The sequence below is a fragment of the Empedobacter sp. EJD.6dd genome (genome assembly GCF_057369435.1).
In genome coordinates this window covers 2145725-2159138 of the sequence record NZ_CM170667.1, presented here as the reverse complement: position 1 = coordinate 2159138, position 13414 = coordinate 2145725, and the positions used below count along the sequence as shown (strand labels likewise).

Below are 13414 nucleotides of genomic sequence, written 5' to 3'. Positions count from 1 at the left end.
TATTATAATATAATAGCTATATTTGATATCAATAATGAAAAAAAATGGATTAAATACAATTATTACGATTACTTCGAGTGTGCTCACTTAGAAGAATCTTTTTATGTATTTAAATCAAAAATATTATGCAAAGCATCTTCTAAGAAATAGAAGGTGCTTTTTTTATTGTCAAAATTTATTAACGTATGAAAATTTTAAAATTCGGAGGAACATCAATTGGAACTGTAGATAGTATTCGCACAGTTGTAGAAATTGTTAAACAGGAAAAGCAACAGAATCATCAAATTATTTTGGTTGTTTCAGCTATTTCCGGAATGACCAATTTATTGACCAAGATGTCCGAAGAAGCTTCAGAGGGAAATTTGAATGAAAAAGATCTTGAAAATTTTCAACAAACACATTTTGACATTGTAAAAACATTAATTGAAATTTCTAATCAAAATCCGACTTTAACAAAATTAAAACTTTTAATGAATGAGTTAGAGGAACTATTGCAAAGTGTAGAAACACTTAAGGAACTTAGTCCTCAAACAAAAGATTTGATTGTTAGTTTTGGAGAAAGATGTAGTGTTTTATTATTAACTAAAATAATCGATCAATATGTTGGTAATGCAATTGCTGTAAATGCTTCAGATTATATTTTGACAGATAATCAATTTGGTCATGCAAATGTTTATGAAGAAAAAACGTATCAAAATATTCAGCAATTAATTCAAAATAATCAAAACAAATTATTGGTTGTAACAGGGTTTATTGCTGCAAATACCGAAGGGAAAGTAACAACTTTAGGACGTGGTGGATCAGATTATACAGCTGCATTATTTGGTGCTGCATTAAATGTCGAACAAGTAGAGATTTGGACAGATGTTAACGGAATGATGACTGCTGACCCACGTTATGTTAAAAAAGCTTTTTCATTGGATAGTCTATCGTATACAGAAGCAATGGAACTATCGTATTTTGGTGCAAAAGTGATATATCCACCAACAATGTCACCTGTTTTTAAATTAAAAATTCCGATTGTTATCAAAAATACATTTCAATCAGATTTTAAAGGTACACGTATTCAATTTCATTCAGAACCAACTACGCATTCAATAAAAGGTATTTCATCTATAAACAATGTTGCTCTAATTAATATTAAAGGAAGTGGATTGGTTGGTAAATTAGGATTTAGTGGGAGGTTGTTTTCGTTATTAGCACAAAATCAAATCAATATTGTTTTAATAACACAATCTTCATCAGAGCATAGTATTACACTTGCAATTCATCATGATGAAGTTAAAAAAGCGAAGGATTTAATTGAAAATGAATTTGTTTTAGAGATTAAAGCAAAATGGCTAGAGCCAACCGAAATTGAAGAAAATCTTGGTATTATTGCGATTGTTGGAGAAAATATGAAACAAACAATAGGTGTTTCAGGAAAACTATTTAATGCGCTAGGACGAAATGGAATCAATGTTCGGGCGATTGCTCAAGGTTCTTCGGAATATAATATCTCTGTAGTTATTAGTGATAAAGATATTTCAAAAGCGTTAAATGCTGTTCATGATGCATTTTTTTATCACTTAAAAAAGACCATTCATGTTTTTAATGTTGGTGTAGGAAATATAGGTTCTACTTTTTTGAAACAATTAGAAAAACAGAAAGATTTTCTTGCTCAGAATAATGATATCGAAATCAAATTAATTGGATTGTCAAATTCAAAAAAGATGATTTTTGATGAAAAAGGAATTTCACTTTCTGATTGGAAAAATGCTTTAGATGATTCTAAGATAGACGCGAATATGGATGAATTCATCAAGCAAATAAAACAGTTTAATCTTCCTAATTGTGTTTTTGTAGACAATACAGCGAGTGATCAAGTACCAAATTATTATAAACAAATTTTTGAAAGCAATGTTTCGGTCGTGACTTGTAATAAAATAGCAAATTCATCTTCGTATGAATCGTATCTAGAATTGAAAAATACAGCAAGGAGATATGGAATAGATTATTTATACGAAACGAATGTTGGAGCAGGTTTGCCAATTATTTCTGTATTGAAAGATCTGAGGATGAGTGGAGATGAAATTCTGAAAGTAGAAGCTATTTTATCAGGAACAATTTCTTATATCTTCAATCATTTTAAAGGTGAAAAATCTTTCGCAGAAGTAGTAAGAAAAGCGCAAGAATTAGGTTATACAGAGCCTGATCCTCGTGATGATTTAAGCGGAATTGATTTTATGCGAAAAATGTTAATTCTTGCTCGTGATAATGGATATCAAGTTGAAGCGGAAGAGGTAAAAATAGATTCTATCTTACCAAAATTTTGTCTCGAAGCAAATTCTGTTGAAGATTTTTACAATGCACTTGAGTTGGAAAATGATTATTTCGAAAACATAAAAAAGAAAGCCGAATTAGAGCAAAAAGTGATGCGATATATTGGTGTTTTAGAAAACGGAAAAATATCGATTTCATTAGATTTTGTTGATGCGCAACATCCTTTTTATTCACTTTCGGGAAGCGATAATATTATTTCTTTCACAACAGAGCGTTACAAGGAAAGACCTTTGGTTGTTAAAGGACCTGGTGCAGGTGCAGAAGTTACAGCAGCTGGGGTTTTTGCAGATTTAGTTAACATTAGTTCAATAAGATAAAATAGGAAAAAAATGTTTCAAGAAATAGAAATAAAAAATAAGATTAATCAAGATAAATTTTTACAGCAAGTACATGTTTTTGCACCTGCAACAGTTGCAAATATGATTTGCGGTTTTGATATTTTGGGTTTTGCGGTAGATGAACCTGGTGATGAGGTTATCATGAAAAGGACAGAAAAATTAGGAATAGAAATTCTAAAAATAACAGGTGATGAAGGCAAATTACCATTAGATGCAACTAAAAATACGGTATCACATTCGGCTTGGAAATTATTATGTGACTTAGGATTGAACGATTCGTTTGGACTTTCGATAGAATTACATAAGAAAATGCCAATAGGAAGTGGATTAGGGTCAAGTGCAGCGAGTACAGTTGCGGGTGTTTTTGCTTTGAATGAATTATTAGGAAAACCTTTATCAAAAAATGAGTTATTACCTTATTGTATAGAAGGAGAACGATTGGCTTGCGGCTCTGCTCACGCAGATAATGTAGCACCCTCTTTGTTTGGAGGAATAACATTAATTCCGTCTTATGAACCACTTTTGGTGCGTTCTTTACCTGTTCCAAAAGATTTATATGTTACATTAATTTATCCGAAAGTAGATGTGCCAACAAAAGAAGCTCGAAAATTAATTAAAGATAAAATTCAGCTAAAAAAAGTGATTAACCAGTTAGGAAATGTAGCAAGTTTAATTGCTGCGATTTATGAAAATGATTATGATGAAATTGGACGTTCTATGCAAGATGAAATTATCGAGCCTCATCGTTCTTTGTTGATTCCTTTTTTTGATGATATGAAACAAATTTCGCTAGAAAATGAAGCATTAACATTCGGGATTTCAGGTTCTGGTCCAACTGTTATGGCGCTTTCTAAAGATAAATTAATCGCAGAAAAAATAGAACGTTTGATTCATGATTTTTTAAATTCTAAACATGTCAATCATCTCACTTTTGTCTCAAAAATAAACACTCAAGGTCCATATACAAAACATTAAATCATGAAATTATATAGTACAAATAATCATCAAAATATTGTCGATTTTCAGCAAGCAGTTTTTCAATCTCTTCCAGTAGATAATGGGTTGTATATGCCTTTATTAATAGAAAAATTACATCAGAATTGGATTAATTCTATTCATAATTATTCATTTCAAGAAATTGCGAAGAAAATCAGTTTTGAGCTATTGAAAGCAGATTTTTCTGAAGAAGATTTAAATGATTTGATTGATGAAGTCATTAATTTTCCGGCACCTTTGGTTTTTCTTGAAAATGATTTAGCTGTTTTAGAATTGTTTCATGGTCCTTCTTTTGCCTTCAAAGATTTTGGAGCAAGATTTATGAGTAGAATTATGGCTCATTTTTCGAGAAAAGAAGACCAATTATTAGATGTTTTAGTCGCAACTTCTGGAGATACAGGCGGTGCTGTTGCGCTGGGTTTTTTAGGTGTGGAAGGAACTCGAGTAACGATTTTGTATCCAAAAGGAAAAGTTTCTCCGATTCAAGAATTGCAATTAACAGCTAACGGCAATAACATTAGAGCAATAGAAATTGATGGAACATTTGATGATTGTCAAGCATTAGTCAAACAAGCTTTTTTAGATAAAGATTTAATCGATAATCTGAATTTAACATCTGCTAATTCAATTAATATTGCGCGATTAATTCCTCAATCTTTTTATTATTTCGAAGCTTTTGCAGAAGCTAAACGAAAAGGATTTGAAACGATTTCTTTTGTTGTTCCAAGTGGCAATTTTGGAAATATTACAGCTGGAATTTTAGCATCGAAATTAGGTTTAGAGGTGAAACAATTTGTAGCAGCAACAAATGAAAATGATACTGTTCCTAAGTTTTTAGAAACGAATACGTATTCACCAAAGTCATCAGTACAAACGTTATCTAATGCAATGGATGTCGGAAATCCGAGTAATTGGGTGCGTGTTATGGAATTTTTTGATCAAGATGTAGAAAAATTAAAATCAAAAATGATTTCGAAAGCTTTTTCGGATGATGAAACGTTGAAAGCTATAAAAGAAATCAATGAAAAATATAATTATATCGCTTGTCCGCATACTGCTATTGCGTGGTTAGCAGCGAAAGAATATCAAGCAATAAAGATGGATAAAAAAGAAGCTTTAGTATTTTTATCAACTGCTCATCCGTGTAAATTTCCTGACGTGTTTTTTGAAAACATTAGAGAAAAAATCATTTATCCTAAAGCTGTAGAAGATTTGAAGTTGAAACCATCATACAAAATTGAATTGAAAAACAATTTTTCTGATTTGAAAGAATGGTTGTTTGAGAATAATTAAATTATTGAATGGTTTAACATTAGATTTCACTAATTTCAAAGACATATTCTAAAAAGAGAATATGTCTTTTTTGTTTTTAATTGTATCTTGGTAAAGATTTATGAAAAGATTAATAATTATAGTGTGAATAGTAGTTGCCAAAATGAGTTTTAGATGTTTTGTTATTGTTTTGTTTTTTGCTTTTAATATAATAAATGCACAAGAAAAAATAAACCCGAAGTCTCAGACAGAAAAAAAAATAGAAGAATATTTAAATAAATCTTTTGACCTCTTAGGAGAAAATCTAGATTCAGCTCTTTTGTATAATAAAATGGCAGAAGATCTTGTGCAACGACTTCCAGAAAACACAAATCATGTATCGCTTTTTAAGAACATGGGAACTGTATATTTAGAAAAAGGAAATTTACCGATCGCATTAGATTATTTTTTAAAAGCTGCAAAAATTGTTGATTCTCAACTTCAAAAAGATCTCAATAATCAAACTTTTATAATTTCTAAAGTAGATTTATTAATACTTATTGGAAATTTAGAATTACGTCAAAATAATTTAGATCAAGCTTTATCATTTTATAATCGAGCAACTATAGAATCTAAAAAAGTTACAGATAAACAAATTAAACTACGAGAAAGTCTATCTATTTTAAATAATTCAGCAAGTGTATTTTCGAAGAAAAAAGACTTCAAAAAAGCATTGAAATATTATGAAGAAGCTCGAAAATTGAATGCAAGTCTTAATAATAAAAAATTAGAAGCAACTATTCTAAACAATATAGGAATTTGTCATTTAGAAAATGGAGAATATGCAACGGCAATTTTTGTGTTAGAAGAAGCTTTATCTATTCGAAAATCTATCGGAAGTCAACGAGAAATAGCACAATGTTATAATAATTTAGGAAAAGTTTATGCTTTAAAAAAACAATATACTCAAGCTAAACATTATTTTGATGAAGCTTTAGAGATTGGAAGAAAAGTAGGAAATGTAGAGTCTATTATTTATTCTTTAGAATCGTTGCGAACATTGTACGAATATACTGATAATGAAAAATTAGCCTATCGATGTTTGAAAGAATTAACCAATCTAAAGGATAGTTTATTTAATGATCAATCTGTAAAGCAAATGGCTCAGTTAGAATTAAATTATAAATTAGATAAGCAGAAATCTATTTATAAAGCTGAGTTAAAAAGTCAAGAAATTGAAAAACAAAAAAATAAAATTTTCTATTATAGTATTGCTGGAGCTTTGTTATGTGTACTTGCAATTTCTATTTTGTGGATTTATTTACAGAAATCAAAAATTAAGAATATTAATCTTTCTAAAGAAAAATTGCATTTGCAGCATAAAAATACAATCTTAGAGAAAGAAACTTTAAAAGAAGAATTAGAACTGCAAAACAGAGAAATGACAACTAAAATGATGTATTTGTTAAAAAAGAATGAATTAATCAATACAGTTGCCGAAAGATTATCCGAAATTAAAAAGAAAGCAATTCCAGAAAATCAAAAAGAAATACAAAAGTTAATTGTAGAAATGCGTCAGAAAAAAGACGATGATATATGGAATGAATTTGAAACGTATTTTACAAAAGTAAATCCAGAATTTTATTCGAAATTATACCAATTATTTCCAGATCTTACACCAAACGAAAAAAAATTATGCGCTTTTCTACGACTTAATATGTCTACAAAAGATATATCTGCGATTACCTATCAATCCGTTAATAGTATTTCTGTGTCACGTTCTCGACTTCGTAAAAAATTAAATATTCAAGGAGAAGATAAAAATTTAATTAATTTTCTTTCAACAATTTAATTTTCTGAAAAACAGTGTTTTGTAAAATATTATACCATTAATGTAAATTAAGAAATAGAAATAGTATCATTAATGTAAATATTCTTTAAGTAATTAATTTCTAGTAGAAAAGATATTTGTGGAACATTAACACAAAATATCGAATTATGAAATTAAAAAATTACGCTTTAGTCGTATTATTTGGTTTATTTGCGAATCAATCTTATGCGCAGTACATTACAACAACTGGTTTTCCGAACTCACATTCTATTTCGAATGATGGAATAATTGCGGGATATGATCAGTGGGCTGGTCCTTACTATTTATGGAATCCAAATACAGATGTAATAGAAACAATTGGTGGAATTGCACCAGGAGATAATCATGGAGGTGTTGCAACATTTTCTGAAGATGGTAAATATATCTCAGGAACAAGTATTAGTGGCGAAGACCCTACAATTGGTGAAATGTCACGATACAATACGATTACTAAACAATGGGAAACATTAGGTTACAACTACAATACAAACTTATCAGGTTCAGATTTAAGTGCAGGATATTATATTTCTGGAGATGGAAATACAGTTGTAGGATTATCATATATCAAAGGTGTTTCTTCTGAAGGACAAGAGGCTCCAAAAGCAATTGCTTATGCTTGGAACAATACAAAAGGTGTTTCAATTTTAGAAAGAAGTAGTGCAGCGTCAAGACAATCAAGAGCGAATGCTGTTTCAAGAGACGGATCAGTTGTTGTTGGTTGGGAAGATGTAAGAGGTCCTTGGAAAGCGCAAGTTTGGAAAAGGAATACAGACGGTACTTATCAAAAAGGACAATATCTTTTAATTGATCCTAAAGGCAGCGCAACGAATGAGTTTAATCAATTAGGAGAAGCAAGAGCGATTTCTGGTGATGGAAAATGGATTGGAGGAAAAAGTGACGGAGCTTATCCCAATGCATGGATTTGGAATGAAGAAAAAGGATTAGTTGACTTAGGAACTCTAGCAACACCAGATGAAAATAATGTTGTTTCTTGGGTAACTTCTATTAATTATGATGGATCGGTTGTTTTGGGTTACACAATCTCTAAACAATGGATAGATTCTGCGCCAGTTTACAAACCATTTATTTGGACAAAAGAGAAAGGAATGCAAAACTTCAACGATTATGTTACAACGACCTTAAAGTTTGATACAAAAGGAGATCAAATATATGTGCCGACAATGTTATCAGCTAATGAAAAATATATTGTAGGATGGGGATTAGATGGAACAAATGTTAAAGTTTTTAGAGTAGAACTTCCAAAGTTATCAACGGATGAAGTTGCGACTTCAGATAAAGCAACTCTATATCCAAATCCTGTAACTAACATGTTGAATATTGATTCGAAAACTCAGATTAATCAAATCAAAGTTTACAACTTAACAGGACAACAAATTTTATTAAAGGAAGCTCGTACAAAAAATCCTAAAATAGATTTATCAACTTTAAAAGCAGGAATGTATTTAGTAGAAGTGATTTCAGAATCTAACACAACAACTTATAAAGTAATCAAAAAATAACTCTCAACCGAAAAACACTTTTATGAATTTTGAAAGATGACCTTTTAGAAAAGGTCATCTTTTGTTTTTTTTATAAAGTACTGATTAACATTTTTTTGTAAAAAAATGTACGATAAATGTAATACTTGAAATTCATTTTGTATCATAAAAGTTAGTGTTTTTTTAAAGCTTTTTTTTATTGATAAAAGATATTTGTAGTGAGATTATTTAACACAAAATTTTAAAAAATTATGAATTTAAGAAAACTTTTATTAGCCTCTCTTTTAACTATTGGAGCAAATTTTGCCTATGGTCAATATATTTCTACATCGTATTTTGGTCCTCATAGTGTAGCCAACGACGGAACTGTAGTGGGGTATAAAGAATGGGGAGGTCCATATATGTTATGGCATGCGGATACAAATGAAGAAGAAGAAATTGGAGGAGTTGCACCTGGTAATAATTTTGGAGGATTAGCTGTTTTTTCAGATGATTCTAATTTTATTTCAGGAACTGCTTTTAATAATGAGCAAACGCCTTTAGCAGAACCAGCTTATTATAACCGAACTACAAAAACTTGGACAACCTTAGGTAATTTTGGAGGTTTTTCTGGAAGTGCAGCAGGTGGTGCTTTTAGTATTTCTGGTAATGGAAAAACAGTAACTGGAAATAGCTATGCAACTGGAAATAATAAAGCGTTTGGTTTTGCTTGGAGTGAAAAAGATGGATTAACTCAACTTAAAACTCAACTTGTAAATGTAAACGCTCGTGGAGAAGATATAAGTAAAGATGGTTCTACTATAGTAGGTTGGCAAGAAAATGAAATTGGACAATGGGAAGCTGCAGTGTGGCATAAAAATCCTTATGGAAAAGGTTATTTTATGTCACTTCGTTTAACAATCGATCCACAAAAAAGTACGGAAGATATTAGCAATCGTTTAGGTTGGGCAAAGACAATATCTGGAGATGGTAAGTGGATTGGTGGTAACGGAAATGGATATTATCCTAATGCTTGGATTTGGAATCAAGAAGGGGGTTTGGTTAAAATGGGAACTTTAACAAATGATCCTGGAACTACTGGTTATGTAACGACAATGACGTATGATGGCTCGGTTGTTTATGGTTATTATATTACGAAGCAATCAATCAGTGATAATCCTGTGTATCGTCCATTTATCTACACAAAAGAAGGCGGGATGAAGGATTTGAATGAATACGTAAAAAATGTATTAAAATTTGATACTAAAGGGGATAAAATTTATGTTCCAACTAAATTATCTTCTGATGGGAAATATTTATTAGGTTGGGGATTTAATACAGATACTTACGAGAAAGTTACGTTTAGAATTCAATTAAAAGATAATTTATCAACAGATGAAATTCAATCTTCTCCTAAAGCAACTTTATATCCTAATCCAGTAACTAATGTATTAAACATTGATGCGAAACAACAAATCTCAAGTGTTTCAATTTATACATTAACAGGTCAGCAAATTTTTACAAAATCATTTCAAACAAAATCTTCTACTATCGATATGTCTGCTTACAAAGCGGGAGTTTATATTGTAGAGGTTAATTCTAACGGAAAAACACAAACCTATAAAGTGATTAAAAAGTAAATTTAGAAGATTAGTTAATTTCTGAAGAGGATAGATTTTCTATCCTCTTTTTTATTACCCAATCATTAATGAAAAAAGTGTGTTGTCTGTGTTAAGATATTGATAATCGAAATGATGATTTTCTAATCGAAAAATTAATCCATCTAAATCTTCTTTCTGATCCAATTCAATTCCTACAACAGCTGGACCTGTTTCTTTGTTATTTTTTTGCGTGTATTGGAAATATGTGATGTCGTCATTTTCACCTAAAACTTCATTCACTAATTCTTTCAAAGCACCGGCACGTTGAGGAAAATTGATAATGAAATAATGTTTCAAACCTTCGTATTGTAAACTTCTTTCTTTAATTTCTTCCATTCGCGTAATATCGTTGTTGCTTCCGCTAAGCACGCAAACTACATTTTTACCTTTGATTTCTTCCTTGAAAAAATCTAAAGCAGAAACACTTAAAGCACCTGCTGGTTCTACAACAATTGCGTCTTCGTTGTATAAACGTAAAATGCTCGAGCACACTTTTCCTTCTGGAACTGCACATGTTTTTTCTAAGCCTTCTGCACAAATTTTATACGTCTTTTCTCCCGCTTTTTTTACCGCAGCTCCGTCTACAAAAGGATCAATTTTAGCTAATGAAACAGTTTGATTTTGCTTAATTGCTTCTGCCATACTAGCTGCGCCGCTTGGTTCTACACCAATAATTTTGGTAGAAGGACTTAACGTTTTTAAAACAGATATAACGCCAGAAGCTAATCCTCCACCTCCAATCGGAACAAATAGATAATCGATAGGCGTGTTACTTTGTTCTAAAATTTCTAATGCAATAGTTCCTTGACCAGCAATTACTTTTTCGTCATCAAATGGATGAATGAATGTGATATTTTCTTTCGTTGATAATTGATGTGCAAAAGCAGAAGCATCATCAAAAGTATCACCATGTAAAATGATTTCGATTTGATTTTTTCCAAACCATTTTACTTGTTTTATCTTTTGCTGAGGTGTAGTGGTAGGCATCACAATTTTACCTTTAATACCCAATTGTTGGCACGAATATGCAACTCCTTGTGCGTGATTTCCTGCACTTGCGCAGATTACACCATTTTCTTTTTCTTGTTCTGATAATTGAACGATTTTATTATAAGCACCACGTAATTTGTACGAACGGACGACTTGTAAATCTTCTCGTTTTAGATAGACATTCGCTTCAAATTGACGACTTAAATTTTCATTGAAATCGAAAGGAGTGTTTTTGGCAACTCCTTTCAAATTCATTTGTGCTAAGTTTACTTCGTCAAGCGAAACGCCTAAGGTCTCAGTTTTTTCATTTCTAAGTCCATTTGCCATAATTCACTATTTCTGAGTTTCTTTAATTTTTATAGTTAAATTTTTTAAGTTGTTTAACTACACTGTTTTTATCGTTTTCATAGCTGTCATCGCTTTACGAAGTTTTTTTCCTACAGTTTCTACCGGATGATTACGTAAAACATCATTGATATGTACCAATGTCGCATTGTCAACAGAATTATCTTTTCCGTCGTTGTAATTTTTTCCGACAACGTCTACGTTTACTTTTGTCATAAACTCTTTTAATAATGGTTTACAAGCTTGATCGAAAAGATAACAACCATATTCTGCAGTATCAGAAATAACACGATTCATTTCGAATAATTTTTTACGAGCAATTGTATTTGCAATCAATGGAGTTTCGTGTAATGATTCGTAGTAAGCAGATTCAGGTTTAATTCCTGCTTCTACCATTGTTTCGAAAGCTAATTCAACTCCAGCACGAACAAAAGCAACCATTAAGGTATAGTTGTCAAAGTATCCTTGTTCAGTAATATTTGAATCACCTGCAGGTGTTTTTTCAAAAGCAGTTTCACCTGTTTCGGCTCTCCATTTTAATAAGTTTTTATCATCATTTGCCCAATCTTCCATCATCGTTTTACTAAATTCACCAGAAATAATATCATCTTGATGTTTTTGAAATAATGGACGCATAATGTCTTTTAATTCTTCTGATAATTCAAAAGCTTTAATTTTAGCAGGATTACTTAATCGATCCATCATACCACTAACTCCACCATGTTTTAAGGCTTCTGTAATAACTTCAACTCCATATTGAACTAATTTTGAAGCATAACCAGCATCAATTCCGTTTTCAACCATTTTTTCGAAAGAAAGAATAGAACCTGTTTGTAAAAGACCACATAAAATGGTTTGTTCTCCCATTAAATCAGATTTTACCTCAGCAACAAATGATGATTTTAAAACACCTGCTCTGTCACCTCCTGTACCTACACAATATGCTTTTGCTTGATCAAGACCTTTTCCTTCGGGATCATTTTCTGGGTGAACGGCAATTAATGTTGGAACTCCAAAACCTCTTAAGTATTCTGCACGAACTTCAGAACCAGGGCATTTTGGGGCAACCATGATTACGGTAATATCTTTTCTGATTTGAACACCTTCTTCTACGATATTAAATCCGTGAGAATATAATAGTGTAGCACCTTGTTTTATAAGTGATTGAATAGTATTGATAACTTGCGTGTGTTGTTTGTCTGGTGTTAAATTTGCGACAACATCTGCATTTGGAATTAATTCTTCGAACGTACCTACTGTAAAATTATGGCTTGTTGCATTTTTCCAAGAATCTCGTTGTTGTTCAATTGCTTCTTTACGAAGAGCATAAGAAACATCTAAACCGCTATCTCGTAAATTCAACCCTTGATTTAATCCTTGAGCGCCACAGCCTATAATCACAATTTTTTTGCCTTTTAATGCATCTGTACCTTTTTCAAATTCCGTGTTATTTAGAAAATCTGCTTGTCCAAGTTGATATAATTGATCTCTTAATGATAGTGAATTAAAATAATTAGTCATTTTTGTTTTTTTTAAATAAAATTATTTGTTGAATTGTTTGTCTTTACATGGTGAAAACTGAATTGCCTTCATTTAGGAATTCATTTTCGATAACTTCTTTTGATGGTTCATCTTTTTCGAATTGCAATAATTTTTCATGGAAACCAGCACTTGCTTTTATAATGGCTATTCTTGCACCTCTTACAAATTCTATTAAGCCATATTTAGTCAATTCTTGTGTTAGATTATCGATTTCTTCACGATGGCCAGCTGTTTCGAAAACTGTATAGTCTTTTCGAATTACGACTGTATTTGCACCATATTGACGTAATAATCGTTCTACGTATGCCTTTTCTGCAATAATATTTGTTGGAACTTTGTATAAAGCTTGTTCTTGCCAAATTAATTCTTCATTATTATTGAAATAAGCTTTAAGAACATCGATTTGTTTTTCGATTTGCATGCAAAGTTTTCGAACAACTTCTTCTGATTCTTCAATAACAATTGTAAATCGGTGTACATTTTCTATTTCTGACGGAGAAGTACTTAAGCTTTCAATATTAATTTTTCTTCGGGTAAAAATTCCTGCAACTCTACCTAAAATTCCTATGGAATTTTCTGTATATAACGTAATCGTATATTCTTGTTTTGAGTCCATAATCA

9 protein-coding genes are annotated in these 13414 nt (G+C 31.0%); 6 read left to right on the top strand and 3 right to left on the bottom strand.

Annotated elements, in window-relative coordinates; translation table 11 throughout:
- Positions 1-185: 185 nt before the first annotated feature.
- The 6 genes from thrA (at position 186) to AC2I98_RS10220 (ending at position 9895) form a co-directional block, all read left to right on the top strand.
- Entirely contained in the window at positions 186-2639 is a 2454-nt protein-coding gene (thrA, locus tag AC2I98_RS10245; protein WP_486411587.1) for a bifunctional aspartate kinase/homoserine dehydrogenase I, read from the top strand.
- A gap of 12 nt (positions 2640-2651) precedes the next feature.
- Complete coding sequence (locus AC2I98_RS10240) at positions 2652-3635, top strand: homoserine kinase (protein ID WP_486411586.1); 984 nt, start codon at positions 2652-2654, stop codon at positions 3633-3635.
- 3 nt (positions 3636-3638) lie between these two features.
- Positions 3639-4949, top strand: a complete 1311-nt coding sequence (thrC, locus tag AC2I98_RS10235; RefSeq protein WP_486411585.1) for a threonine synthase — start codon at positions 3639-3641, stop codon at positions 4947-4949.
- 310 nt (positions 4950-5259) lie between these two features.
- Positions 5260-6759, top strand: a complete 1500-nt coding sequence (locus AC2I98_RS10230) for a tetratricopeptide repeat protein (protein WP_486411584.1) — start codon at positions 5260-5262, stop codon at positions 6757-6759.
- A gap of 146 nt (positions 6760-6905) precedes the next feature.
- Positions 6906-8297, top strand: coding sequence for a T9SS type A sorting domain-containing protein (locus tag AC2I98_RS10225; RefSeq protein ID WP_486411583.1), 1392 nt, complete (start codon positions 6906-6908; stop codon positions 8295-8297).
- Between the two features lie 230 nt (positions 8298-8527).
- On the top strand, positions 8528-9895 hold the full coding sequence (locus AC2I98_RS10220) for a T9SS type A sorting domain-containing protein (RefSeq protein ID WP_486411582.1): 1368 nt from the start codon (positions 8528-8530) through the stop codon (positions 9893-9895).
- Positions 9896-9949: 54 nt separating this feature from the next.
- On the opposite strand, the gene ilvA is transcribed toward AC2I98_RS10220, so the two are convergent.
- Genes ilvA through ilvN form a run of 3 tightly spaced genes read right to left on the bottom strand, consistent with a single transcriptional unit; the run spans position 9950 to position 13409 of the window.
- Positions 9950-11233: a threonine ammonia-lyase IlvA gene (gene ilvA / locus AC2I98_RS10215; RefSeq protein ID WP_486411581.1), complete on the bottom strand. Its 1284-nt coding sequence runs from the start codon at positions 11231-11233 to the stop codon at positions 9950-9952.
- 57 nt (positions 11234-11290) lie between these two features.
- Positions 11291-12772 carry a ketol-acid reductoisomerase gene (ilvC, locus tag AC2I98_RS10210; protein WP_486411580.1) on the bottom strand — a complete coding sequence of 494 codons (1482 nt, stop codon included), beginning with the start codon at positions 12770-12772 and terminating at the stop codon, positions 11291-11293.
- Between the two features lie 43 nt (positions 12773-12815).
- On the bottom strand, positions 12816-13409 hold the full coding sequence (ilvN, locus tag AC2I98_RS10205; protein ID WP_486411579.1) for an acetolactate synthase small subunit: 594 nt from the start codon (positions 13407-13409) through the stop codon (positions 12816-12818).
- Between the last annotated feature and the right edge of the window lie 5 nt (positions 13410-13414).